Raw genomic sequence first — 24,878 nt, 5'->3', positions numbered from 1 at the left:
CCTCACACCGGAGGTAACCCGGCCAGATCGGCGCGTACCTCGGCGGCCCGGGGTGAACCCATCGCCTCGAGCATCTCGAGCGACTCGGCCCAATACCGCCTCGCATCCAGGATCCGACCTCCTGAGACCGCCACCGCGCCCAACCCACGCAACGCCATCGCCGTCTCGAACCGACCAACCGATCGGGCGTCGGATTCGATCGCGTCGCGAAACGCCTCGTCGGCCGCGCGGGGTTGCCCGGCGCGCAGATACAGCCATCCGAGCCCGTTCGCCGCCCGCGCGGCATCCATGTGCATGCCCAGCTCACGTGACAGACTCCGGGACTGCTCGAGGTACTGGACAGCGGAGTCGACCTGTCCCAGCGATGATTCCGAGATGCCGAGCCCGCGCAGTGTTATCGCGATATTGCGGTGGTTTCCGACCTCGCGATAGATCTCGAGCGCCGCCCGGTCCAGCCGGATCGCCTCGGCGAAGTCACCGCGACGTCGGTGAACGGCTGCCTCGTGCGCCGAGGTGTTCGCGAACCCGTGGATGTTGCCGAGCTCCTCGAACAGCTGGCGGGCAATGCGGTATTGCGCCATCGCCGCGTTGTCGTCACCGCGCTGATGCCACACCACTCCGAGGTTGCTGCGGGTCATCGCCTCGCCGAGACGGTCACCGGCCCGGACCGCGGCCTGCACCGCATGCTCATGACTGTCGGTCCACTCGAACAGACGTTTGGTGCGAAAGAAATAGCCGCGCAACAGAAATGCCAGCTGCCAGCGCGCGGTGTCCAGTGCGGGGTGGTCCTGTGCGCACAGAGCAACCATCGTCGAACGTTCGGCCTCCAGCCACGACAGCGCCTCCTCCGGGGTACCCAACGACGTCGCCTCGACCGTGATCGCAGGCAACGCGATGCGATATCGCAGAGGCTCGATCAGTTCATCGGCCCGACGGGCCGTGTGCAGGTAGTAGTCGAACAGCCGCTGTCGTGCCACAATCGCCGGCTCGGCGCGAGGAGAGCTCTCCGCGACTTCGGCGGCATACAGATGGACGAGATCGTGCAGTTCGACACGATCGTCGGCGTTCCGCGTGATCAGGTGCGCGCGGTCGAGTACGCGCAGATGACCAGCAGCGGTCTCCGGGGTCACCCCCGCCACCGCGGCGGCGGCATCGGGATGAACACCGGCGCCCGGGACAAGCCCCAGCCGCTCGAAAGTCGATGCCACCTCGTCGCGCAACTGTTGGTGGGACCACGACACAATGGTGCGGGGGTCCGAGCTGGGATCCTCGTTCTCCAGAATGCTGAGACGGCGCCGGTTGTCCGCCAAGCAGGTCACGAACGAAGCGAGCGGTGCAGGGGGTCGCGCCTTCACTGTTTCCGCGACGATCCGAAGCGTCAACGGCAGCCCCGCGCACGTCGCGATCAGAGACGACACGTCGTCTCCTTCGCCGACCCGGTCGCCGAGGGATCCGCGCAGCAGGGTCAGCGACTCCTCGTCGGACAGCGGAGGCACACGCACGATCTCGGCGCCGTACCGGACTGCCAACCCGGTCAGCGCATACCGGCTGGTCACCAGCACCGCGCACGACGGCGCAGCCGGCAACAGCGCAAGCACCTGTTCCTCGGCGCGGACGTTGTCCAAGACCAGCAGAACCCGCCGGTTGTCCAGTACCGTCCGGAGAAAGGCCGAACGGCTATGCAGGTCATCCGGGACCGTTGCCGGGTCCACGCCGAAAGCGCCCAACCATCCCGGCAAGATCTCCTCCGCACGCGCCGGGCCCCCGACACTCCAACCCCGAAGATCGGCATACAGAATCCCGTCCGGAAATCTGTGGGCCCGTAGACCTGCCCACCGTACCGCCAGCATCGTCTTACCCACACCAGGTCGCCCTGTGACCACCGCCATCGCAATACCGGCATCGCCGGGCCGTGTCAGCAGCTCGTCCAGCTCTCGAAGCTGGTCATCGCGTCCGACGAATTTCCGCACCCCGGGCGGCAACTGCCGCGGCACAGCAGACACCTGGTCACGACGCTGTTTCGCAGACGCGGTCACGGATCGACCGCTGTCAGCGAGGACCCTCTCGTACAGTCCGTCCCAGTCTTCGACCCTGGTGACCGCAGCGGGTATATCTGCCAACACGGCCCGCATCGCAGGCCATGTGGCCGATCGATCCGGAATTGCCCGTCCCCGTTTGGCGTCGTACCACACGCTCTTACCGATTCCGCTGAGATTCGCGGCGGCCCGGTCGCCTCCCAGATGGCGCACCGCACGCTCGATTGCTGCGTGAAATCGAGAGCGGGCACCGGGCCCCGGACGAGCCACATCTACCTCCGAACCACTCGCACCGGCGCCGGACAAAATCGCCGGACACCATAGCGGCTCAACCAGCATCGACCGGCCAGTCCGGCACCAGCGGTCGCCGGACACGATTGCCGGACATCGGCTTCCGTACCGACTCTACGTCTATGCCGAAACAAAATTGCCACCCGACAGACCACGCGTCGCCCGGAGCATCGGAGAAACCGACGCGAAGCAGTCTCGCCGTCACAGCTACTTCGCCGCCTGATCGACCGGACATCAACCTTCGATTGGTGAGTGCCGCACTCGACGTCGTGCACGAAGCGCTCGCTGAGTTGATCGAAACCATCGAGCAGAACCGCACGGCCGCGCCACAGACAGCGGCGGCCATCCGCCTCCTGGTTACCAGAATCGCCGAGGCGGCGAACCTGCTGGTGGCGCGATGAACGCCGCTCCGATCGGACTGGATCCGCTGACGTACAACATCTTCGCCGCTTCGTTCGACCTCGGTTCCCCTGAGCGCACCCGTGCTTTTCGGGACGTCGCCGCAGTCGCCGAGGAGTACCTGGCGCCCTTCATCACCAAGATCGCCGTCGATATGCTGCCCGAAATCACTGCGGCGGTTCGGAGCACTCCCGGCGCGGCAGTTGTGTTCCAGGGGCGCGACGGCTTCGCCTTCGGCCATGCGTTCGCCGCGCTAGCGCCTGAATTCTATGCGGCACATTGTGTCCCGATGTATCTGTCGCGGTCGCTCGTGCACAGCGCACTGTGCGCACTAGAGAACTCGACCAGCGCCGCATTTCCGGACGTCGAGCCATTTCGCCAGCACGCGCGTTGGAGCGGCGACTTCAGGGCGGCCTGGCATCGGCTCACTGCTTACTTTCTGGCCAACGGTATCCCGATCGGCGCACCCGGTTCCGTGGTCCACCTGGTCGATACCGGATTGAAGGGCAGTATCCAGGAGATGCTGGCCGCTGTCTACCCACAGACCGCCTTCGTCGGGCACCTGGCCTTCCACGCCGCCGCCGCGGCGGATCCGCACCCGGGCAGCAAACGAGGCTACCTACTGCATCTCGACGCCGTGGACAGCAGCAACGGCAATGCGGTTGGTGCTACGCTGCCCGCAGACAAAAGGCTCACATTCCTGCACCGCACCGCAATACTCGCGGTCGAGCGTCTGGTGCAGGGAAGCCACTGCAGCCCAACTGGGTTCGGCCCGAACGGCAAACCCCATGCGCCACGCGCTCGCCATGACCCTCGTCCACTGGAGCACATCGATCCGGCTCGGGTCAGTTCGCCCTATGACGACCCCCGGCTGCGTGAGGGGATCCGGAGCATACAGATCACCGCTATATGTCGGCAGGCGGCTGCCTTCGCGGACCGTGCCGCCACGGGTCCGAATTGGTTCGATTCGGTCGAGCACTCGGTGTGTTACGTAGACCTCGCCCGGCGCAGCGACGCCTTCGTGGATCAGGTCCGTGCCTGGGTCAGCGGCGACTCGGCATGCGACGACCGCCTCCGCACCATCCTTGACGCGTTCGTGCCCCGTACCTGATAGGCGCAGTAGACACAGTCAGCTTCACACCCAGCCCGCGTCGGCGGCAAGCTCCGATCCGGATGACTGCGCACCGAAGCAATGCCGCCGCGATACTGCACCAGCGGCTGCACCGACGATTGGCGACGTCCTTCGGGTCCGTGTGGGGTGTGGTCAGTTGGTGCGTTTAGGCTGGGGTGTTTGCGCGTTCTGGCCTGGACGCCAGGTTTCTCGTCAACCGACAGCACGAATTCGTCGGTGCCAAGTGGTTGCCCGTCGAAGAACCGGGCGTAGAGGTCGAGCACTCGGCCGGCCTTGACCGCGAAATAGGGTCGCGGGGGAAGATCCACGACCGATGCTGCCAGGGCTTGATCGCGTCGTCGGCCAGCCAGCGCCGCACGGTCGAGGTCGAGATCCGGTCGGTGATGCCTCGGGTCGCCGCCTCGCGCGCCAGTTCCGGGCAGCTCCAGCGCGCCAGCGGCAGCCCGGACCAGGCCGGCAGCTCACACGCCAGGGCCTTTGACCTCGGCGAGGACCCTGCGGCGAACGCTCGCGGCCCGCCACTGCGAGGCAAGTCGGCCAGATCCTTGATCCCGTTGCGGCAGAACCGTTTACGCCACTTCCGGACAGTGTCGGCACATACTCCCAGAGTCATCAGATGATCAGGGCTGTGCGCGCAGTGCTTTTCTGTCGATCTTCCCGACGGCGGTGACAGGTAGGCTGGTGACCTTGCGGATCATGTCAGGGAGTTTGAAGGAGGCCAGTCCGCAATCGATGAGGAACCCGCGCAGGTCGGCGAGGGTCGGCGTCTCGCCGTCGACAACCACGACGGCGCAGACCTTTTCCCCCTGACCGTGCGGCACTCCGACCGCCGCTCGTCGGTGGACTCGCAGGTGCGGATCAGCACCGCGTCGTCGCAGATGTCGAACTCGATGCCCGGAATCATCACGTGCGCCAGCACGTCGTGCGATGCCGCGGGCTGATGCGCCAGCTCGAAACAGGCCCACCCGTAAGCACGCCAGCCACGCACCGGCGCGTGCTCGAGCGCGGCCCCGACCAGCGGCCACGACGTGCCGCTCCACGCCTGGGTGGACTCTCCCCCGAGGGTGGAACGAATATGGTCCCGGTCGACGGTGACCGATCCGATTGGGTTGGCGCCGAGGTGGATTCGCCCCTCGCGCTCGTAGGCGACGTAGCCGGACAATCGCCCGGAGCCGGCGAGTGCGGCGGTCACCGTGACCGGGTCGGGCCCGCGCACGATGGTCTGGTGATAGTCCCGGCTGCGGAGGGTCGTCTTCTCGGACATCAGCGGTCGGCCTCGGTTGTGCGGGGATGTCCTGTGCCGAGGTGGCGGGTCAGAAGCGACAGGATCGTCTGCGCGGTGACCGGAGCGGTGTATTCGAGTGCGAGGTTATGTCCGCTGTGCGGCACTACTTCGGCCTCGACTACGGCCGCGGGCCCGAAGACGGCGCGTCCGGACGCGGCGAGGGCAGTCGACGACGAGCAGTCCGAGGCGAGAAATCCGCAGGTGAACGGATCGTCGGCTCCGTTCACGGTGAGGACGGGAATGTCGATGGCTTGCATCGCCTCGAACACGGTCCCCGGCGTGACGGTGGCCAGCATGGGCATAGCGGTGGTGTCCTTGCTCTTCTCGTCGGCGGCGATGACCTGTGGATCGGTATCGGCCGGGTGGTAGAACATCGCGCGTGATCCGGCTCTCGTGGTCACGTATCCGACGTCGAGACCGGATCCGCCGAATCGCGGATCTAGCACGGAGGGAACGAGATTCGGCACAAGGCGAGTGAGGATGTCGTCGACATTGAACATCGGGGTGAACGGGGTGGCGACCAGTGCGTCGACGTCGTGATAGCGCGCCGCTTCGAGCAGACCCACCAGCGAACCACTGCTGTGACCGACGATCGCGACGGTGTCGAACCGAGCTCCGTCGAAGCTGCCGTCTCGCAGGGCGGACACCAGATGATGGACCGCATCCGCCTGGTCACCGTAGCCGAGGGCAGTGCTCGGCGGGTGAGAGGAAGCGCCGGACCCGAGCAGATCGATCCGCAACGTCGCGAACCCGGCGGCCTCCGCGGCGTGCGCATACGAATATGTCGGCCATCGGTACGGGAAGTCCCAGTAACTGCGGTTGGTGGTAGAGCCGTGCAGCAGGATCTGCACTGCACGAGCGCCCTGCGGAGTACACAGCGTTCCCGCGACGGTCAGGCCCGAATCGGGAAGTGCCTCACCACTACCACCCTCGACACCTGGTTGTAGGCACGCGACGACACGCCCCCGACGCGGGTGAGGCGTTGGGCGCACGCACCTGGTTCGTCGCCACCCGAATACGCGAACCGTGTGCCCGCCGAGCGCCATCTGTAGCACGTCGTATTGCGCCCGACCGGCGACCTGGACTACTTCACGGTGGGCTCGAGCACCGCTACAAGCGGTGACCGGCCTCCGGAATCACACCCGAGCCAGATCGGGCGCTCGCCGACGATCCAACCACCGCGGTACCGCCGTCGTGCTTCTGTCCCGAGTCGCCAGCGGCCGGAATGCGCATAGCGCCAGGACGACTCAGCAGTTACCGCACATAGTGTGTCACTATCTGCGGTAACTCCTTAGCGTGACTTTTCTCGTCAATGTCTCTCAACCCCCGATTTGAACCCGCTCCGGCGCGGTGATGTCGTGCCTACAACTCGCTCGGTTCGGCATCTGCTGGACCAACCTGCTGGTAGGGGCGGTGGCGTTCGGCCCAGCGGACGATCGGCGGCACAACCAGACCGGTCAAGGCGAAGACGGCGCCGACGATCCACCATCCCGGTACCCCCCACCCGATGCACAACGTGATCAGCAGGGCGGGGCCGAGCGTGATTCCGTAGCCGAGGCCCATACCGAACATGCCCTGGTACTGGCCGACGGCATTTCGTGGAGCCAAAGCGAACGACAGCTCGAAACCGCCTGCGGCGTGATAGATCTCGCCGATCGTGTGAATGATGACCCCGATCGGCAACAACGCCACGGCGAGCCACACGGGGACATCGACCAGTAGCGAGATCAGCACGGCGGCGCCCAGGAAGGCGAAGCCCGCGCGGCGAAACGCGCGCCCGCCCGCGGCGAGGGTGGTGATGCCGCGACTGACCCGGACCTGGAAAGCGACGACGACGACGGTGTTGATCAGTATCACCATCGACACCGACCAATGCGGTGCTAGGATCCGGTCCACCAGCCACAGCGGCACGGCCGTGGTCAGTACGGAGTACTGGATCGCCATCACGCCATCCAGCAGGGTCAGCACGAGGTAGGGGCGGTCCCGCAGCGCCACCCATCGCCGCTCGGTCCCCTGAGATGTCGGCGCAAGGTAGGGCAGCAAGCCCACGAGCAGCGCCGAGACCGCGTACGTCACACCGCTGCCCGCGATCAGCACCATGTACGCCGAGCGGGTGTCGACGGTGATTCCCCAGCCGGCTAGCACCGCACCCACCGAGATACCGAGGTTGGTGACCGAGCGCAGGTACCCGCGGAACTCGGCGGGGCGCTCCCCGCCGTACTCCTGCACGAGCGGACCGCGCGCGGCCTGCCCCGCCGATTGTCCGATAGTAACGAGGCTCGCGAACAGCACGAACATCCAGAAGTCGCGCACGAAGCACAGGCCTGCCGTTGCTACCGCGCCGAACCCTAGCGTCAGCGCATAGACCGACCGCGCGCCCCGCCGGTCGGCCAGGTGACCGAACGGTATCCCGGCTGCCAGCGCCACCGCCCCCGCCACGGTCAGACCGGCACCCACCTGGGTCGCAGACAGGTGCACCACCCGGGTGAAGTACAGCACCCCGGTGGTGAGGTAGACGCCGAAGCCGATGGTGCTCACCAACGTGGCGGCCGCGAGGAGCCGGGCCGGACGGCCACCGTTCGGAAGTACCTGTGTGGTCCAGCGATGCAGGCTGGCGGTGTGGCTCATCCAGTTGCCGAATCCTTGGTCCGCCTGGTGTCGGCCGCGGTCACGAACCGAACGGATGCGGCCAGTTCTTCGGCGAGTTCCCGCGCCCGCGCCGAGGTCTCCGCACCGACGACGATCATCGCGACCCGATCGAGGGAATCCCGCAGCGGGCGGATCACGGCGCCGGGCTCGATCATGAGTTCCGCGTGCAGCACCGCCGGGTGGGCGCGGACCTCGTCCCAGCCCTCGACCGCGACGACCGTGCCCGGCGGCGGAGTCAGGTAGCGCACCGCCGCGCCGCGGGTGGGCTCGAACGGGCCGGGTGCGGGTGGTCTGCCGAGCATGTCGTCGATGATCAGCCCGAACAGTTCGATACCGGGGATGGTGTACTCGAGCATCGTGTGGATCCGGTCGCCGCCGAAGCGGCCGTGCACCTCGCCCAGCACGACGCCGCGTGGCGTCAGCCAGACTTCGACATGGAAGGCCCCGACTCGCAATCCGAGGGAGAGCAGTGCCGCCGATACCGTTTCGCAGATCTCCTGGCGGCGCGGCTCGGGCAGGTCCGCGGGCAGGGTGTGTGCGATCTCGACGAAGAACGGCGGCGGGACGGTCTCTTTCGCGGTGATGGCCAAGACCATGGGCTGGCCGCCCTGGAAGATCCCCTCGACACTGAACTCCGGCCCGGACACGAACTCCTCGACCAGGAAGGCCCGCGCGTCGGGCAGCAGCGCCATCGCCGCGGACAGGTCGACAACCGAGGAGATCTGGCTGACCCCGGTGCTGCCCATGTCATCGCGTGGTTTGACGATGCACGGCCCGGCGTGCGCCCGCAGAAAGTCCTGCGCGTCTGCCGCGCTCGTACAGAGCCGGACAGCGGGCTGGACGAATCCGGCGGCGGCCAGCGCCGCCCGGCACGCGTCCTTGGTGCGGATCCGGCGGATCACCTCGGGCGGGTTGCCCGGCACACCGATCGCCGCAGCGGTGTCGGCCGCCGCGACCTGAGCCATTTCCAGCAGGGCGTACACCGCCGCGATGGGCTCGCCCGCCGCGACCCGCCGACGCGCCCATCGCGCGGTTGCCTCCGGATCGGTGAACCCCATGACCGCAGTCTCATCGGCCGCGGCCGCGATCGAGGGCGTGGCCGCGAGGGCTGGTGAGGTGACCAGCGTGCGGATCCCCCGGGCGGCGGCCTGCGCCAGTGCCGCCTCGCCCTGATCCACACTGAACGGCAGCTCGCGGGCACCGCCGACGAGCAGCAGGGTCGGTTTCATTTCCCGACCCCCGCCGCGACTGGACCGCGCTGACGCAACGATCGCCTCACCGGTCATGGTCTGCCTCCATCGGCGACGGACCGGCCCCATTTCCGACCGGAAATTGGTGGTGCTGACAGAATTTCATGATTGGCCTTTCGCTATGTCTGGGCCGGGGGAGCGGCCGAGGGTGAGGTAGGTCCAGCCGGCGGCTCGCCACCGGACTGCGTCGAGGCCGCTGCGGCCGTCTACCAACTGGGGTGTGTGCGCGAGGGCGGTGAGCCGCGCGGGGTCGAGATCGGCGAACTCGCCCCACTCGGTCAGGTGCAGTACGGCGTGCGTGCCGATCACGGCATCGGCGACGTTGTCTACGTAGTCGAGTTGCGGGTGCGCCTTGAGCGCGTTGGCTCTCGCCTGTGGGTGCGGGTCATAGACCACGACATTCGCGCCACGTTCGTGCAGTGCCGCCGCGACGGCGAGCGCCGGAGAATCGCGGACGTCGTCGGTGCCGGGTTTGAAAGCCGCGCCCCAGACGCCGATCCGCCGGCCATCGAGCGATCCGCCGCACGCCTGGCTGGCCAGCTCGACCATCCGCGAGCGGCGTCGGCCGTTGACAGCGTCGACTTCACGCAGGAAGCCGAGAGCCTGACCGGCCCCGAGCTCCTCGGCTCTGACGACAAACGCACGGATGTCTTTTGGCAGACAGCCGCCACCGAAGCCGACCCCTGGCTGGAGGAATTGCCCGCCGATGCGGGTGTCATACGACAGCGCCTCGGCCAGCTGATGTACGTCGGCACCAGCCGCTTCGCACATTTCCGCCATGGCATTGACGAACGAGATCTTGGTTGCCAGAAACGAGTTCGCGGCCGTCTTGATCAGTTCCGCGGTCGGCAGGTCGGTTTCCACCACCGGCACGCCCGCCGCCAGCAACGGTGCGTAGACGGCACGTAGCGCGAGTTCGGCCGGTTCGTCTCCGGGCGCGAAGCCGAAGACGAGGCGGTCCGGGCGCAGGGTGTCGGCAACGGCGTGGCTCTCGCGGAGGAATTCCGGACTCCACGCCACCCGCACGCTGTTTCCCGCTGGTGCGAGACGCCGGATTCTGGCGGTGATCCGGTCAGCCGTGCCGACCGGCACGGTCGATTTGCCGACCAGGACGCACGGCCCGGCCAGCTGCGGCGCCAGCGTCGCGACGGCCGACTCGATCTGGCCGAGGTCCGCACCGCCGTCGGCACGCTGTGGCGTGCCGACGGTCAGGAAGTGCACTTCGCCGAATTCGCCCGCCTCGGCATACGAACCGGTAAATCTCAGCCGGCCGGATTCGACGTTGCGGCGCATGATGTCGTCGAGGTTCGGTTCGAAGAACGGAGGTCGGCCCTGTGCGAGCATGCCGATCTTCTCGAGATCGGTGTCGACCCCGAGCACGTCGTGCCCCAGCTCGGCCATGCACGCCGCGTGTGTCGCGCCGAGGTAGCCGCAACCGATCACGGTAATCCTCATCGGATCGTTCCTCGCGGCCGTGGATCGAATTGCCGAATCCGGTCGCACCCTTCGGCCAGCGATTCGTCGTCTTTGGCGAAACAGAAGCGCAGCAGGGACTCGCCGGTCGTCCCGCGATAGAAGGCGCTGCCGGGCACCGATGCCACCCGCCCACGCTCGAGGAGATCCATCGCGGCTCCGGTCGAGCCGGTGAACCCCCAGTCCGATATGTCGGCGAGCACGTAGTACGCCCCCTGCGGGACGATCGGCACCGTACCGGCCGCCTGCAACGCGTCGCACAGCGTGTCGCGTTTGCGCTGGTAGTCCGACGCGAGCCCGGCGAAGTAGCTTTCGGGCAGCGCGAAACCGGCTGTCGCGCCATATTGCAGCGGGTTCGGCGCGCAGATGTAGTACAGGTCGTTGACCAGCGCGATCGCCTGTGCCATCGGCTCGGGCGCCACCGCGTAACCGAGGCGCCATCCGGTGATGCTGAAGGTCTTGGACAGACCCATGACGCTGACCGTGCGGGGGGCGAGGCCTCCCACGGTCGCCGGTGAGATGTGCGGCCTGCCGTCGAAGCGGATGTACTCGTAGATCTCGTCGCTGATGATGAGCAGATCGCGCTCGTGCGCCACTCGCGCAACCACCTCGAGCTCGGCGCGGTCGAACATCTTGCCGCTCGGGTTCGATGGCGTACAAATGACCAGCGCCCGGGTGTTGGGCTGTAGCGCGGCCCGCAGCGTCTCCTCGGTCAAGGTGAACGTCGGCGGCGTGAGGGTCAAGAACTGTGGCTCGAGGCCGGCGACGATCGAGCAATTGAGGTGGTAACCGTAGTACGGCTCCATTACCAGGATGCCGTCGCCCGGGTTCAGCAGTGCGTTCACCGTGGTCGCGAACGCGCCCGTCGCGCCGAGCGTCACCACGATCTCGGTCTCGGGATTGGCGTGAATGCCGTTGTCACGCACCAGCTTACCGGCGATCGCATCGCGAAGCGCGCGGATTCCCTCGGGGTAGGTGTACGTGCTGTGGTTCGCCTCGATCGCCGCTTTCGCGGCCTCGGCGACCACGGGTGGTGTCGGCAGATCGCAAATACCCTGCCCGAGATTGATTGCTCCGACGCGGTCGCTCTCCCGGCTCATCCGCCGGATGTCCGACAACGCCAGACCGTACAGGCGTTCGGCCAGAAACCGAGGTGTGCGACATTCGGGCGCTGTCATCGGCTGACCTGCCAGTGCACATGAGGGACCTCGGCGCTCGTCGAATCAGGGAGACCTAGGCGACGCGAGAAGTCCGCGATGGTGCGGCGAAGTCCCTCGACGAGGCCGATGCCGGGGTTCCAGTCGAACAGTCCGCGGGCTTTTGCGACGTCGGGTCGCCGGTGCGTCGGATCATCCTGTGGCAAGGGCGCGAAAGCGAACTCGGACCGTGACTCGGTAAGATCCCGAATCGCCCGAGCGATCTGCTCGATGGTCACCTCGACGGGGTTCCCGAGGTTCACCGGCCCCGTGACGTGCTCGGCGTTCATCAGGCGGACCGCGCCCTCGACGAGGTCGTCGACGTAGCAGAACGATCGGGTCTGGGTGCCGTCGCCGTAGATTGTCATAGGCTCGCCGCGCAGCGCCTGGACGGTGAAATTCGATATCACCCTGCCGTCGTTCTCGTCCATCCGCGGTCCGTAGGTGTTGAAAATGCGCGCGACCCGGATCGGGACGTCGTATTGCTGCGAGAAGTTGAACGCGAGCGCCTCCGCGCAGCGCTTTCCCTCGTCGTAGCAGGCGCGGATGCCGATCGGGTTCACCTGACCCCAGTAATCCTCCGACTGCGGGTGCACGGCGGGATCACCATATATCTCTGAGGTGGACGCGACGAACAACCGTGCCCCAGCTGCCCGCGCCGCCTCGAGCGCATGCAGGGTGCCCACGACACAGGTCGTGATGGTCCGAACCGGGTTGCGCTGGTAATGGATTGGAGAAGCCGGGCAAGCCAGATGGAAGATCTGGTCCGCCTCGAAATGGAACGGCTCGCAGACATCGTGCCGTACGAATTCGAATCGAGGGTGACCGAGCATATGCTCGATATTGTGCCGCGACCCGGTGTAGAGGTTGTCGAGGCACACGATTGCGTGGCCTTCTCCGAGCAGTCGTTCGCAAAGGTGTGAGCCTATGAAACCGGCGCCGCCGGTGATGACGATTCGTTTCGAATGCATCGAATGTGTTCCCTTTCATGACGGCCCGGACCACAGTCGGTGGTACCGGCCCATCGTCAGCGCATCGAGGATCCGCCGTTGCAGTCGATTGTTTCGCCGGTGATGAATTCGCTCTCCACCAGGAATCTGATCGTGCGGGCGACATCGGTGACGTCACCGATACGGCCGAGTGGCGTGTTCTCGATGAATTGGCGCATCATGTCCTGCGGCGTGACCCGTGCGTGGAATCGCGTGTCGATCATTCCGGGAGCGACGGCGTTGACACGGATCTTCGGTGCCAGCTCCTTCGCGGCACCCCTGGTGAAGGAATCGACAGCCGCCTTCGAAGCGCCGTACGCAGTCGCGGTCGGGGCGCCGTGCCGCAACGCGATCGACGTCACGTTCACCACGCACGGATTCGTGCCCCGCTCGAGCAAACCAGTGCACAAGCTGGTGAGCCGCATGGCGGACACGGCGTTGAGCACGAAGGTGTCGGCGAGGTGGGACCACGTAAGGTCCTTGACCGACTGCCGCTCGAGCATTCCGCCGGCGTTGTTGACCAGGACGTCGAGGGCCGGCAACAGCCCGGCGATTTCATTGACAAGGTTCTCGCAGCCGATATCGGTGGTGAGATCGGCGCCGACAAGATCGACGCTCTCGCACAATGGCGCCAACTCTTCGCGCAATGCGACGGCCTCGGCCTTGGATGTGTTGTAGTGCAAGATCATTCGGTTTCCCGGTGCCAGCTCGCGCGCGGTCGCCGCGCCGATGCCTGTTCCAGCGCCGGTGATCAGAATCGTCTTATTCACTGATATCCCTATTTCCGTCCGGCGAGCCGGAACCCCCGGCGGTGATCGAGTCGGCGCGGTTCCCGAACCGCAGGGCCAGCACCTCTGGAACCCGCATGTTGATCGCGTGCTTCCGCGCCTGATCAGTGCACGCCCCGACGGAATCCGCCCAGGCGGGACTCGTTTCCCAGCAGCTCCTGATCGACGCGGCGAGCAACTCGGCCACCTCCCCGGCCTCGATGTTTCCGTTCACGACCGAGTGCTCGAGCGCGAGGCGCAGTTCGGTCCTGGCATTCACCACGCACATCGTCCATTTGGGAAGAACGGTCATCGTGGCGCCCGGCTGCACGCCGAACACGCCGATGTTGCGACGTATGCGCGAATCCGAGACCGTATTGATAGCAACCTTCAGGTAGGTGCCGAGGATTTCCGACCGGGCGAGCTCCGGATAGAAGTCACGTAGCCTGGTCAGGGTCCGCGCGGCTCGCTCCTCCATTTCCGGATGGCCCGCGGTGAGATACTGCCTGTATTCGACCGGGAATTCGCAGGTTTCCGGATTCATCACGACGTTCATGATGTGCGCGGCAGGCGGATGGTAGATCATTGCGCAGTGCTCGTTGAGCGGGCTGAGCATGCCACCGTAGGAATCCTCGAGCTTCAGGCAGGTGAAGTTCTTGTCCGTGCCGTCGGGCAGATCCACATAGAGGATTTCCCGCAGCGCCATGAACAGCCGGGGGAAGTTCAGTGCCGGGTTCAGCTTCCTGGCCATCCCGAAGGCGGCGGTCGCCGCGCACAGGCTCACCTGGTCGGCGATCAGGGATTCCGCGGAGCCGTCCGCCGAGGTGTATTCGACGAGGTACCGGCCGTCAGCGCGGCGGTCGATGGTGGTGACGGTGCTGCCTTCGCGAAAGTCGACCCCGCACTGCCGAAGTTCCCAGTCCAGGACGGTCGACACCAGCACGGGGTTCATTCCTCGTTGCGGCGTAAGGAATCCGGCCGCGACGTCGAGAACGCCGGGGACGTCCGGGATCTCCCGGCAGATAGCGGACGGCTCGCCGAACACCGCGTTCGCCGGGTCCTCCTGGCAGCGCTGTCCGTAATGGGAGCGGATGACATCCATATTGGCTCGGCACTGGCCGACGATGTCGTGCCCGTCGTTCATCATGCTCTGCGAGGCGATGATGCGGCTGTAGGTCTTGCCGCTGTAGATCAGTTCGGGGAAGAACCGATCGTTCACGATACGGCCGTCGAGACAGTCCCTGGCGCTCTGCGGGTCGAACGGATACTCTGCGCCACTGTGGTTTTCGCTGACGATATTGCTGGTCTGCGTGCACACCGGGTACGTCCCCGCGAACCGCGCCCGTTCCTTCTCGAGAACGATGACGGCATAGCCCGCGCGGCTGCGCGTGATCGCGGCGAGGCAACCGGCGACCCCCGCGCCGACGACGACATGCAACTCCGTGCGCTTCATGGTCAGCCCCTCGAAATCGCTGGGGCCTTGGCATATTTCGCCTGAACGTGTTTGAGCGCGGCCGCGAGACCGCGGATATCGGCCTCGGTGTGGTTCGCGGCAATGCACACACGCAACTGCGCGGATCGCCTGCGCACGATTGGGAAGAAGACAACGGAGACGTAATACCCTTGCCGCAGCATCTCTTCGCCGGCCGAAATGGCGTCCTGCTCGTCGCCGATCATCACCATGCGGATCGGGCTGAACGGCAGTGGCTCGCCTATCAGCTCGTCGAACAGCGTGACGCGTTCCCGCAGGGTCTGTTGCAGCCGGGCGATCGTGCCGTCCTTGTGCAGGTCGACGACGGCCCGGCAAGCATGTACCGCTTGGAAGGTCTGCGCCGCGGAGAAGGAGTAGACCTGCCCGTAGGACCGGATCAGACGCTCACGCCATTCACCGGCGACCAACAGCCCGCCGCCGTAGGCGCCGAAACCCTTGGACAGCGAGAAGGTGAGGATCACCCGGTCCGGGACATCACCCGCGATCTCGCTGAGCAAGATGCCTTCGCCGCGCTCACCGAAAACCGTCATGCCGTGCGCGTCATCGATGTAGAGGAAGAAGTCGAGTTCCTCGGCCAGGTCCAGGAGCTCGCGGGCCGGGCAGAGGCCACCCATCGAATAGATGCCATCGGCGATATACACCGCCACCTCATCCCGGGCTTTCGCCTGCAGTACCTGTTCGCGCAGCGCCTCGAGGGAATTATGCGAAATGGTCTCGACCCTCGCCTCGACGGCCAGCACCGGCTTCAGGTACTGCATGGATGAATGCGCGAACTGGTCGAAGATCAGGCAGGTCTTGCGGGGTTCGTACTGGTCGATAAGCACACCGCTTGCCAGTAGCGGCATCAGCGAGATATGCGCGGTCGTCGTCGACGGAAAGGTGATCACCCGGCCCCGATACAATTCCGACAGTTCCTCCTCGAGGAGACGCTGCGGCTCGATGGAAAACCGTGAGCGTGCACAGCAGAAATTCATTCCCCACTGCTCGTCGACGGATTTCGAGGCTTCGATCACCTTGGGGTGCAGATCAAGCCCGAGGTACGAGCAGTTGACGAACTCTACGACGTCGGAATTGTCGGGGAGCAGAACGCGTTTTCCGTTTCTTCCCTGCACGGTCACTTGCATCAGGTTGGCCTTGATCGCACGCTCGTAGTTGGCGGCCGCTTCCTTGACGACAAACGGTGTGTTCCGCAGCTTCGAACTGCCAGGTGGTTGCACTGCTCGATCTTGGCGGTCGCGGATTAGCTCTGGTGATGTCACATATTCGATTCAACATGGTCCGCTGGCCCGCTGCAATATTCGGAATTGGACCGGATGTCTGTCCAACAATGCGCTGCTGTACACGATTTGGACCTTTTCGAATGGCTGTTAACATTCCACTTCGAGGCGCAGGGCGGCATCGAGCCGGGCGATTATCAGAGTCCGGACCCCCGGCCAGGTTTCGGTGCCGCGCAGGTCCATCCAGATTATGACCAGCCTGGACAGCAACTCGGTGAACGGTTCGATTTCCGGGTGGTTTTCCACAAGATGCTGCTCCACGACCGACCTCGGCGGGGCGACCTGCTGGTCGGTGCGTTCGAGCTGCGCCTCGTGCCATAGCTGCAGGAGTTCCCCGCCGGTCTCGAGAACCGAATCGCTGTGCTCGGCGAAGTCCTGGCTCGGCCAGCGCTGGGCGGTCTCGACTTTGGCGACCGTCGAGGCACTGTGCAAGATCCTCCGGCCCAGCTCGGCCTGCGACAATCCATGCTGGATGCGTTGTCGGCGTACCTCGGCACCGAACCTGTGCCGTGCGGAGACATGCGGCGTCAAATCGCTCATTCGCCTGCTCAAGACGGTTCCCCCCCAGGTGCTGGTCGAGCGCGAGCCATCCGGCGGGCCGCTCGGCGGCGGGAATCATCGCACCCTTACGGATCGGGCCAGTATCAGTCGCTTCCCATGCTGATCCCACAACGGCACACCGGCATCGGTCGATCGACCTATTCGGCTGCCCACGTTCCGGATTCGCGCGGGACCGCGTTGTCATTACCGACATCTCCAGGGAGGTTCTGCGAACGTTATCGACTCGCGCGATCGCGCCTCAAATCTGGTGCTTGACCAGCAACGCCAGCAGCGCCGACGCCGAACCGGCGCTCAGCTGATCGGTCAGCTGACCCCACAACCGCCGATCAGCGGCCTGCCGCCCATCGGTGACCAACCGTTCCAGAGTGCGCAGACCCGGCAGCAACGCCTGGCGTTTACGCAGCCAGTCGACCGCGCCGGCGAACATCGCTTTCGGTCCGGGGGTAGTGGCGCATCCGGCCGGAATCCGGCGCTAGTACTGCAACGACACCTGCGTTAGTTGGTGCTGGTAGATCTGTTGTGTGGTGTTGGATCGTGTTGTGGCCGAGTTGGTTTCGTTGATGTCGCGGATCGGGGGTCGGTTCGTGCGTTCGGAGCCGCGGGGGCGGGCGCAGCGCGTCGAGGCCGCCGGACTGGTACTTGGCCTTCCGCACGTAGATCGACTGCCGCGAAACCCCGTATCGGACAGCCACTTCCGCAACAGGTGATCCGTCAAGGACTTCAAGGACCGAACACGGCTGCCGCGACTGGAGCAGGCGCGGCAGGACGTAACGCGCCGACTAGTGAAAATCTCTGCGCGACTGGGCGTGCGGGGATACGAGGCGATCCACCGTGAGCTCGCCGCCGCCGAGGGGCGCGAGGCGTCGACCTATCCGACGCCGCGGGCGGTGGCGGAATTGATGGCCGGATGTGTCATACCCGCATCAGAGATGCTCGTGACGGTGGCCGACCTGTATTGCCGGCACGGGGAACTGGTCGGTGCTGTCGCCGAGGCCGGCTCTGGTCAGGGGGTCGACGTCGAGGTGTCCGGTCACGATCCGCAGAGGATGCATCGGGTGCGGATGTCGCTGATCATGCGTGGGCATCGGGTCTCGAGCAATATCACCGCCACCGAACCGTGGTGGCGGGCACCGAAGCGCCGCAACGACGCGGTGGTGGTCAACCCCCCCTTCAACCGGGTGCTGGGAGCAGCCGATCTCACCTGGGACTACGGTGCGCCGCCGGAGCGCAACGCGAACTTCGCCTGGCTGCAGGCCGCGCTGAAAGCAACGACGGAGCAGGGGCGGGCAGCGGTGCTCATGCCAGTGTCGGCGGCGGCGTCATCGGATGAAGACGAACAATCGATCCGCAAAAAGCTGGTGGATCAGGGTGCAGTTCGAGCGATCATCCGGTTGTCGAGGGACCTGTTCCCGGTGTCGTCGGTGGATACGACGGTGTGGGTGCTGCAACATCCACGCCGTCGAGGACCCCAGGCGCGCATCGTGATGGTCGATGCGACCTCGCTGAAGATCAAAACGCGCGAGCGTGAGCGGCCGGTGCTCGCAGGTGCGGAGCAGATCTCCGCACTGGTGCGGGATCCCTTCGCTCTGGCTCCGGGGGAATCTCGCAGCGTCGTAGTCGAGCACGCGATCGGGCCGGCACGGGTGGTCGCGGTACCGGTCAGCGCGGTAGCGGCGCAGAACTATCGGCTGACACCACACACCTATCTAGCCGACGAGGAGATCGCTGGCGAAGTGCGCCTCCAGCGGATCACCGAATCCGCTCACTCGGCCCAGACGGCGCTCGCGGAGGTCCGCACTCCCCGATCCGTACCGCAACTGTTCGTGCGCGAGGAAATCCTGCCATCCGGGTATCCAGCGAACTGGAAAGTACGCAAACTCGGTGAGCTGTGCGAGATCAAGGCGGGCACGCGCCGACTCACCAAATCACAGATCTCCACGAGTGACGATGCGGACGTACCGGTGCTCAGACCCAGCAGCCTCAAAACCAGGCGCATCCTCGACGAAGCTCTCGACCGCACCACCGAGAAAGTAGCCCAGGAATTCGCGGAATACCGCCTGCGCGCCGGTGATCTGCTCACAGTTCGAGCCGGACAGGTGCAGGATGTTGCCATAGTCGGTGCAGACATGAACGAGTGGCTGTTCGACTCCAATCTGACCCGCATCCGCGTCCGAGAGGGCGTCGAGGTCGACTCCGGCTACCTTCTCGAATTTCTGCTCTGTCGGCGGACCGGCGACCGGATCAAGGCAACCGCCTTGGAACATGTCGCGCCGACGATGAGCGCTCGGGAACTCGCCGACCTCGAGATTCCCGTGCCGCCACTTGAACAACAGCGGGCGATCGCCGTCGCGCTGGCAGAACGCGAGCAGCGCATCGTATCTCTGCGCGCGGCACTTCGGGCTGAAGAAGAGGGGCGTGATGTGCTGGCAGAAGCATTGGTCACAGGTGTCGTCGGGATCGACGGGATGTAGTCGGCGGAATCCCTCGGTACGCGCCGCACGATTGACCGCCGGGGTCCGCGATAGCCGACGGGGTCGTCTGACTGATCGACGTCGTGCGCAACTGGTGGGGCTGACACGCTGCCAGTACCAAACCTACGTGCCACGCGGGGACCCACTGTCCGGTTTGCCCCACTCGGGTGGCCCTCGTGTGGGATTTTGAGCGCCGAAACCCTTGATGTCAATCTTCCGAACGGAATCCGCATCGTTGCGTGCGGATCAGCAGAAGGTCAATCGACGGCGGGTGTTCGTTGTCCGAACAGCCGTCTCCAAGACGTAGATCTCGCGGCGGTAGTCCTCGAGGTTGCCCGCAGCCGCGCGCCAGCTCGGCAACATCCGCGAGGTCGCCAAGACCCACTACATCGACGTGCCCGAAACCGTGCCGTGCTCGAAGCGTGGGCGCACGGGGAGAGCCCGAAAACGTGAGATTTCTGTGAGATGGGTCGAATCCTGAGCCCTCTGCTGAACGAGGAAACCCCTTCCGACGCTGGTCGGAAGGGGTTTCCTGTGTCGGGCTGACAGGATTTGAACCTGCGACCACTTGACCCCCAGTCAAGTGCGCTACCAAACTGCGCCACAGCCCGTTGCGTCCGCTCCGCGGGCGCTTGAAGAGATTACCGCAAGAGCCGGGGAGGGGGCTAATCGCCTAGTCAGAGTAGGTTCAAGGTGGCTGCATGTTGGGGGAGTGGGGCAGCGGTAGGGGGCCGAAAAGCAGGTCGAAGGCGGCTTGGTGGGCCTGGTGCTGCGGCATCTGCCAGGTAGGGGTGGGGCACCATCCGGGGAGTGGGCCGAGCACGAATAGCGAGTACCGCGCTACTCGGGATTTGGGTGGTTGGCGGGGCTAGGTTCATGCTGGTGTTCGGTTGGCGGGGAAGGAGATCACTGTGCCTACGGCGAATTTCGGTACGAAGGACGATCCTGGTTTCGAGCTGGAGCAGAGTCCGGATCTGATCGTGGTGCGGACCCACGCGGGGCGCGGGGTCCGGCGGAAGAGCGGGTCGGTGCGAACGCCGCTGGCCGGTGAACTCGATGACGCCACGTTGGTGCAGGCCTACCCGGAGGCGGGGGTCGAGGTGTATCGGCTGCCTGCCGGGGCGTCGGTGGAGGAGCGCAAACCGGTGCTGAACGCCGCGCCGGCAGTGCGGTTCGCCGGGCGCGTGCTGGTGGACCCGGGTACCGATGAGCCGGTGCTGTACACCGAGAACATCTTCGTGAAGTTCGTCGACCGGGTCGATCACGAGCATTGTCTCGATGTCTTGGCGACGGCGGGCTTGCGGGTGAAAGAGGTGGTCGAGTATGCGACCAACGCGTATTTCACCGCGGCGCCGGAGGGCACCGGTCAGCGGGTGTTCGATATCGCGAATTCGCTGCTGAGCCGCGACGACGTCGAGTACTGCCACCCGGAGCTGATCCGCCGCCGTTCCCGCAAGGCGATCTTCCCGCAGCAGTGGCATCTGAAGAAGACGATGGTCGACGGCGCGGCGGTCGACGCGCACGCCGGGGTGGAAGCGGCGCACACCGTCACACGCGGCGCCGGGGTGACGATCGCGATCATCGATGACGGTGTCGACATCGACCATCCCGAGTTCACCGGTGGCCGGAAGGTGGTCGCGCCGCGCGACGTCACTTTGCAGATCAACGATCCGCGCCCCAAGGACGTGTTCGGCACCGGCCCCGACAACGGCGAGAACCACGGCACCGCATGCGCGGGTGTGGCGTGCGCGAACGGCAAGGCCGGGGCGTCGGGAGTGGCGCCGGAGGCCGCATTGATGCCGATCCGGCTCGCCTCGGGCCTCGGATCGCAAGCCGAGGCGCGTGCCTTCCAGTGGGCCGCCGATCACGGTGCCGACGTCATCTCGTGCAGTTGGGGTCCGCCGGACGGCGCTTGGTTCCGGCCGAACGACTCGCTGCACAACAAGGTGGTGCCGCTGCCAGCGAGCACGCGGTTGGCCATCGAACACGCCGTCACCACCGGGCGCGGCGGCAAGGGTTGTGTGGTGCTGTTCGCGGCGGGCAACGGCAACGAGTCCGTCGACAACGACGGCTACGCCAGTTTCGCCAAGGTCATCGCCGTCGCGGCCTGCAATGACACCGGGAAACGCAGCGTCTACAGCGATTTCGGAAAGGCGGTGTGGTGCGCGTTCCCCAGCAGCGACTTCGAGCACGAACAGTTCGGGCATCCTGCCCCGCGCACGCCGGGCATCTGGACGGTCGACCGGCGTGGCCGGGACGGCTACAACCCGGGCGATCCCGACTCCGGCGATGGCGCGGGCAATTACACCAACGACTTCGGCGGCACCTCGAGCGCGTGCCCGGGAGCTGCCGGTGTGGTGGCTCTGGTGTTGTCGGTGAATCCGGATCTGGCCTGGCATGAGGTGAAGGATCTGCTCAAAGGAGCCTGCGACAAGATCGATCCGCAGGGCGGCCGCTACGGTGCGGACGGGCACAGCGACAAGTACGGCTACGGCCGGCTCAACGCGCTCACCGCGGTTCGAGCGGCCCGGCCGGCGGTGCCCAGCCCGCTGCCGGTGCACTGAACCACCGAATGCGGGTGCGACTATGTTGCGCGCCGACCCGACCCGCATGACAGGCGTCAGGTCGCGCGGGAGCATGCGAGGGAGGCGCTGGGTGGAGCTGTCGCGCGGCAGGTCGCGCGCGATCCTCGGCTGCTGGCCGGGAAAGACCGAGTAGGTGAGGCAGGACAACGATCGGCTGATCGTGGTGGACGCCGCGAATGTCATCGGCTCGCGGCCCGATGGATGGTGGCGCGATCGGGCCGGTGCGGCACGGCGACTGCTCACGAAAATGTCCAGGCTCGATGAGCGCCTGGAGCAACCGGCCGAGTTGGTCGTCGTGCTGGAGGGGGCGGCGAAGGCCGCGGTCACTTCGCCGGACCCGGAATTCGCTGATCTCCATATCGTGCGGGCGGACGGTTCGGGAGATGACGCGATAGTCGGTGTCGTAGCCGCGGCGCTCGCGGAGGGCGGCGATCGTCCGATCACGGTCGTGACGGCGGATCGGGGGCTCCGTGACCGTGTCGAGGCGATCGGGGCGACCACGGTCGGTCCTCGCTGGCTCCTGGACCGCATCGGGTCGTAGCGATCAGAGATGTCGCGGCTCAGCACACATTCGGCGTTTCACCTGTTCGTCCAGTCCGATTTGATGCAGTCTGTGCGGTATGACCGCCTCCGACGCTGTGGGGATGCCTCTGCTGTACCTGGTCGAGATCTCCGAGCCAGGGTATTTCGGCCAGCCGTGGTGGAAGATCGCCAGCGCGGGCCGGCCGAGCCAGGTCACCGCCGCGCTGATGGAACTGGCCGTCCGGACCGAACGCGATATCCAGCGTGGTCGCAGCGACGGACGCTGCTGGTACCGCTACGACGTGCGGTGGTCGGACGGGTCCATGCTGGAGTGTTTCCAGGGCACCATTCGAGCGGTGCTGATCCCCGGCGAGTTGCGCTGTCTGGCTCTCGCCATTGCCTCGGCCTCGGGCGCCGACCTCCGCTCCGTCGAGCGGCCGCCGCACTGAGCATTGTCCGGTACCGCGGCGTCCGGAATCCGCAGCCTCTCTAGAGCAGGCTTTCGTCGTGCTCGGCCGCGGCGAGGGTGGGCTTCCCGAACCGTGGATGCTCAGTCGAGCAGCGCTGGGTCTTTGTTCTTCGCCGGTGCGAGATCCGCGTCATGCGACGAGAAGTGCTTTCGCTAAGCAACTAAGAGTGCTCAGCGCGATGACGGCCCGGCGACGTGACGCGCGCAGACTACACACCCAAGGGTGGGATCAGGCCCACCCGGGGTTTGCTGGACGATCCCTGAGGTTCCTGGTTGCGCGGTTGTAGACGGCGGACAGTAGTAGCCGACACCAACGCCGCCGCTACTAAGGAACCACGAGATGCAGCCGAGCTACGTTCACCACGTAAGGCAGCAAATTTTCGATTACGGGGACACCAGGTCCTACACCTACCTTCGGGAAGCCGGGCGAGAACTCACCGAGGACGTCGTCACCTACCTCGAGCTCGACCGCGACGCCAGGGCTGTCGCCGCCTGGCTGGCCGACCGTCCGGAATCGGCGCAGCCGGTCGTGCTCCTCTACCACGACGGGCTGGCGTTCCTGCGGGCCTTTCTCGGGTGCTTGTACGCGGGCGTGATCGCCGTTCCCGCGCCTTTGCCGCACGACGAGCGCAGCACCCAGCGGTTGGTCGGCGTGATCGCCGACTCCGGCGCGGAACTGGTCCTCACCACCAGTGACGTCCAGCCGCTGGTCGCGGACGCGACAAGCCAGATCGTCGCCGCGACCGATGGTCCGCTCGGTGACCCCGACGACTGGCGGATGCCCGGCATCGACTCGGGAACCATCGCCTTCCTCCAATACACCTCGGGCTCGACGGGTACCCCTAAGGGCGTCGTCGTGACGCACGGCAACCTCATGCACAACGAAGCCGCCATCGCCTCGATCGGGCTGAACGATGCCGGTACGGGAGTCAGCTGGATTCCGCACTTCCACGACATGGGCTTGATCGGCTCGCTGCTCGGGGCGTTGTACGTAGGAGCGAACCTGGTCTTCATGGCGCCGACGACCTTTCTCAAGCGTCCGGTGCGCTGGCTGCAGGCCATCAGCACCTACCGCGCCGCCTGTACCGCCGCACCGAACTTCGCCTACGACCTGATTGCTCGCCGGGTGACCGATGAGCAGGTGGCCGAACTCGACCTCAGCACCCTCGAAGTCGCGCTCAGCGGCGCCGAGCCGGTTCGCGAACAGACGATCGCGGCGGTGCTGGAGCGCTTCGCGCCCGCTGGTCTGCGCCGCACCGCGATGCGGCCTGCCTACGGGCTGGCCGAGGTGACGCTGATGGCCAGCGCCGGAGCCATCGCCGCCGAGCCCGTCTACCTGGACGTCGGCCGCGCGACCCGGCTTGTCGGCTGCGGTCGGGCGGTACCCGGTCTGGAGATCCGCATCGTCGACCCGCACACGCGGCAGCAGCTTCCGGAGGACGAGGTCGGCGAGATCTGGATTCGTGGAGACAGTGTGGCGGCGGGCTACTGGAACCGTGCCGAGTCGACCCGCGAAACATTCGACGCGTATATCGGCGCCGAGGGGCCTTTCCTGCGTACCGGCGATCTCGGACTGCTGCACGATGACGAGCTGTTCGTCACGGGCCGCAGCAAAGATCTGCTGATCATCAACGGCCGCAACATCTATCCCCAGGACATCGAAGACCTGGTACGCGATCTGCACCCCGCGCTCGGCGCCGCCGGTGTGGCCGTGTCCGTCGACGCGGGTGGCCGGGAGCGGCTCGTCGTGCTACAGGGCGTGAAGACGGCCCTGCAAGGCGGCACAACGCTCGCCGAGCTGTCCTCGGCGATCAAGAACGCCGTCGCTCGCGGATTCGACATCGCCGCACCGAATGTCGTTCTCCTGGAACCCCGATCGGTGCACCGCACCACCAGCGGCAAGGTCCAGCGCAGCTCGATGCGGGAGTCGTTCCTCGCCGAGCGCCTCGAGAGCGTCCTGCTCGAGGATCTGGAACCGGCGCTGAGCCGAGCACTGACCGCCTGACCCGTCCATACCCTGTTGAGGAGCCGAAA

21 protein-coding genes, 1 tRNA gene and 1 pseudogene are annotated in these 24,878 nt (G+C 65.9%); 8 read left to right on the top strand and 15 right to left on the bottom strand.

Translation table 11 applies throughout. The features are described from left to right. Positions 1-2: 2 nt before the first annotated feature. On the bottom strand, positions 3-1,994 hold the full coding sequence (locus NA4_RS06475; protein WP_169810988.1) for a tetratricopeptide repeat protein: 1,992 nt from the start codon (positions 1,992-1,994) through the stop codon (positions 3-5). A 581-nt stretch (positions 1,995-2,575) separates the two neighbouring features. On the opposite strand from NA4_RS06475, the gene NA4_RS40115 reads away from it, so the two are divergent. Both NA4_RS40115 and NA4_RS06470 read left to right on the top strand, forming a co-directional pair. After that, a complete protein-coding gene (locus NA4_RS40115) occupies positions 2,576-2,728 on the top strand; it encodes a hypothetical protein (RefSeq protein WP_157128841.1) in 153 nt (50 codons plus the stop codon). Beyond that, a complete protein-coding gene (locus NA4_RS06470; RefSeq protein WP_067465372.1) occupies positions 2,725-3,837 on the top strand; it encodes a hypothetical protein in 1,113 nt (370 codons plus the stop codon). Before NA4_RS40115 ends, NA4_RS06470 begins: the two co-directional genes overlap by 4 nt. 166 nt (positions 3,838-4,003) lie before the next feature. Here NA4_RS06470 and NA4_RS43605 read toward each other — a convergent pair whose 3' ends face one another. The 13 genes from NA4_RS43605 to NA4_RS06405 all read right to left on the bottom strand — a co-directional run bounded on the left by NA4_RS43605 (position 4,004) and on the right by NA4_RS06405 (position 17,263). Continuing rightward, on the bottom strand, positions 4,004-4,471 hold the full coding sequence (locus NA4_RS43605; RefSeq protein ID WP_218022258.1) for a helix-turn-helix domain-containing protein: 468 nt from the start codon (positions 4,469-4,471) through the stop codon (positions 4,004-4,006). A gap of 7 nt (positions 4,472-4,478) precedes the next feature. Then, positions 4,479-4,643, bottom strand: a complete 165-nt coding sequence (locus NA4_RS43600) for a hypothetical protein (RefSeq protein ID WP_373862762.1) — start codon at positions 4,641-4,643, stop codon at positions 4,479-4,481. A gap of 478 nt (positions 4,644-5,121) precedes the next feature. Further along, positions 5,122-5,994, bottom strand: a complete 873-nt coding sequence (locus NA4_RS06455) for an alpha/beta fold hydrolase (RefSeq protein WP_067465362.1) — start codon at positions 5,992-5,994, stop codon at positions 5,122-5,124. Between the two features lie 511 nt (positions 5,995-6,505). Next, entirely contained in the window at positions 6,506-7,771 is a 1,266-nt protein-coding gene (locus tag NA4_RS06450; RefSeq protein WP_067465359.1) for an MFS transporter, read from the bottom strand. Beyond that, positions 7,768-9,021 carry an ATP-grasp domain-containing protein gene (locus NA4_RS06445; protein ID WP_067465356.1) on the bottom strand — a complete coding sequence of 418 codons (1,254 nt, stop codon included), beginning with the start codon at positions 9,019-9,021 and terminating at the stop codon, positions 7,768-7,770. Before NA4_RS06445 ends, NA4_RS06450 begins: the two co-directional genes overlap by 4 nt. A 123-nt stretch (positions 9,022-9,144) precedes the next feature. Beyond that, positions 9,145-10,497 (bottom strand): UDP-glucose dehydrogenase family protein, encoded by a 1,353-nt coding sequence (locus tag NA4_RS06440; protein ID WP_067465353.1) that lies wholly within the window; start codon positions 10,495-10,497, stop codon positions 9,145-9,147. Beyond that, complete coding sequence (locus NA4_RS06435) at positions 10,494-11,693, bottom strand: pyridoxal phosphate-dependent aminotransferase (protein ID WP_067465350.1); 1,200 nt, start codon at positions 11,691-11,693, stop codon at positions 10,494-10,496. The genes NA4_RS06440 and NA4_RS06435 overlap by 4 nt, the downstream gene beginning before the upstream one ends. Beyond that, positions 11,690-12,682, bottom strand: a complete 993-nt coding sequence (locus NA4_RS06430; protein ID WP_067465347.1) for a UDP-glucuronic acid decarboxylase family protein — start codon at positions 12,680-12,682, stop codon at positions 11,690-11,692. The genes NA4_RS06435 and NA4_RS06430 overlap by 4 nt, the downstream gene beginning before the upstream one ends. Positions 12,683-12,738: 56 nt before the next feature. Beyond that, positions 12,739-13,470 carry an SDR family NAD(P)-dependent oxidoreductase gene (locus tag NA4_RS06425; protein ID WP_169810987.1) on the bottom strand — a complete coding sequence of 244 codons (732 nt, stop codon included), beginning with the start codon at positions 13,468-13,470 and terminating at the stop codon, positions 12,739-12,741. Then, positions 13,463-14,920 (bottom strand): FAD-dependent oxidoreductase, encoded by a 1,458-nt coding sequence (locus NA4_RS40110; RefSeq protein ID WP_067465341.1) that lies wholly within the window; start codon positions 14,918-14,920, stop codon positions 13,463-13,465. Before NA4_RS40110 ends, NA4_RS06425 begins: the two co-directional genes overlap by 8 nt. 2 nt (positions 14,921-14,922) lie before the next feature. Continuing rightward, complete coding sequence (locus NA4_RS06415; protein WP_067465338.1) at positions 14,923-16,176, bottom strand: aminotransferase class I/II-fold pyridoxal phosphate-dependent enzyme; 1,254 nt, start codon at positions 16,174-16,176, stop codon at positions 14,923-14,925. Positions 16,177-16,326: 150 nt separating this feature from the next. Then, on the bottom strand, positions 16,327-16,776 hold the full coding sequence (locus NA4_RS06410) for a helix-turn-helix domain-containing protein (RefSeq protein ID WP_067465335.1): 450 nt from the start codon (positions 16,774-16,776) through the stop codon (positions 16,327-16,329). A 259-nt stretch (positions 16,777-17,035) separates the two neighbouring features. Further along, complete coding sequence (locus NA4_RS06405) at positions 17,036-17,263, bottom strand: DUF4158 domain-containing protein (RefSeq protein WP_281179979.1); 228 nt, start codon at positions 17,261-17,263, stop codon at positions 17,036-17,038. Positions 17,264-17,318: 55 nt separating this feature from the next. Here NA4_RS06405 and NA4_RS44025 point away from each other — a divergent pair. Together NA4_RS44025 and NA4_RS06400 are read left to right on the top strand one after the other, a co-directional pair. Further along, positions 17,319-17,444 (top strand): annotated as a pseudogene (locus tag NA4_RS44025) (IS701 family transposase); the annotation flags it as partial. Between the two features lie 135 nt (positions 17,445-17,579). Next, the gene (locus tag NA4_RS06400; RefSeq protein ID WP_084496854.1) at positions 17,580-19,268 is read left to right on the top strand and encodes an N-6 DNA methylase; all 1,689 of its coding nucleotides are present in this window, start codon (positions 17,580-17,582) and stop codon (positions 19,266-19,268) included. Between the two features lie 537 nt (positions 19,269-19,805). Here NA4_RS06400 and NA4_RS06395 read toward each other — a convergent pair. Further along, positions 19,806-19,879: transfer RNA gene (locus NA4_RS06395), tRNA-Pro, on the bottom strand. A 300-nt stretch (positions 19,880-20,179) separates the two neighbouring features. On the opposite strand from NA4_RS06395, the gene NA4_RS06390 reads away from it, so the two are divergent. The 4 genes from NA4_RS06390 to NA4_RS06375 all read left to right on the top strand — a co-directional run bounded on the left by NA4_RS06390 (position 20,180) and on the right by NA4_RS06375 (position 24,849). Next, complete coding sequence (locus NA4_RS06390; RefSeq protein WP_067465326.1) at positions 20,180-21,832, top strand: S8 family peptidase; 1,653 nt, start codon at positions 20,180-20,182, stop codon at positions 21,830-21,832. Positions 21,833-21,986: 154 nt separating this feature from the next. Then, positions 21,987-22,394 carry a PIN domain-containing protein gene (locus NA4_RS06385; RefSeq protein ID WP_067465323.1) on the top strand — a complete coding sequence of 136 codons (408 nt, stop codon included), beginning with the start codon at positions 21,987-21,989 and terminating at the stop codon, positions 22,392-22,394. Between the two features lie 79 nt (positions 22,395-22,473). Beyond that, positions 22,474-22,824, top strand: a complete 351-nt coding sequence (locus NA4_RS06380) for a hypothetical protein (protein WP_067465320.1) — start codon at positions 22,474-22,476, stop codon at positions 22,822-22,824. 360 nt (positions 22,825-23,184) lie between these two features. Further along, positions 23,185-24,849, top strand: a complete 1,665-nt coding sequence (locus NA4_RS06375; RefSeq protein WP_067465317.1) for a fatty acyl-AMP ligase — start codon at positions 23,185-23,187, stop codon at positions 24,847-24,849. Positions 24,850-24,878 lie beyond the last annotated feature (29 nt).

This window comes from Nocardia amamiensis NBRC 102102 (assembly GCF_001612745.1).
Lineage (GTDB): Bacteria > Actinomycetota > Actinomycetes > Mycobacteriales > Mycobacteriaceae > Nocardia > Nocardia amamiensis.
Note: the sequence above shows the minus strand (reverse complement) of the source record. Positions and strands in the feature narration are given on the sequence as shown.

What these genes read in the sequence shown, in the direction of transcription:
- NA4_RS06470 (WP_067465372.1), top strand. Translation starts at nt 2,725, where the DNA reads ATGAACGCCGCTCCGATCGGACTGGATCCGCTGACGTACAACATCTTC.
- NA4_RS43605 (WP_218022258.1), bottom strand. Translation starts at nt 4,471, where the DNA reads ATGACTCTGGGAGTATGTGCCGACACTGTCCGGAAGTGGCGTAAACGG.
- NA4_RS06450 (WP_067465359.1), bottom strand. Translation starts at nt 7,771, where the DNA reads ATGAGCCACACCGCCAGCCTGCATCGCTGGACCACACAGGTACTTCCG.
- NA4_RS06445 (WP_067465356.1), bottom strand. Translation starts at nt 9,021, where the DNA reads ATGAAACCGACCCTGCTGCTCGTCGGCGGTGCCCGCGAGCTGCCGTTC.
- NA4_RS06440 (WP_067465353.1), bottom strand. Translation starts at nt 10,497, where the DNA reads ATGAGGATTACCGTGATCGGTTGCGGCTACCTCGGCGCGACACACGCG.
- NA4_RS06435 (WP_067465350.1), bottom strand. Translation starts at nt 11,693, where the DNA reads ATGACAGCGCCCGAATGTCGCACACCTCGGTTTCTGGCCGAACGCCTG.
- NA4_RS06430 (WP_067465347.1), bottom strand. Translation starts at nt 12,682, where the DNA reads ATGCATTCGAAACGAATCGTCATCACCGGCGGCGCCGGTTTCATAGGC.
- NA4_RS40110 (WP_067465341.1), bottom strand. Translation starts at nt 14,920, where the DNA reads ATGAAGCGCACGGAGTTGCATGTCGTCGTCGGCGCGGGGGTCGCCGGT.
- NA4_RS06410 (WP_067465335.1), bottom strand. Translation starts at nt 16,776, where the DNA reads ATGAGCGATTTGACGCCGCATGTCTCCGCACGGCACAGGTTCGGTGCC.
- NA4_RS06380 (WP_067465320.1), top strand. Translation starts at nt 22,474, where the DNA reads ATGACCGCCTCCGACGCTGTGGGGATGCCTCTGCTGTACCTGGTCGAG.
- NA4_RS06375 (WP_067465317.1), top strand. Translation starts at nt 23,185, where the DNA reads ATGCAGCCGAGCTACGTTCACCACGTAAGGCAGCAAATTTTCGATTAC.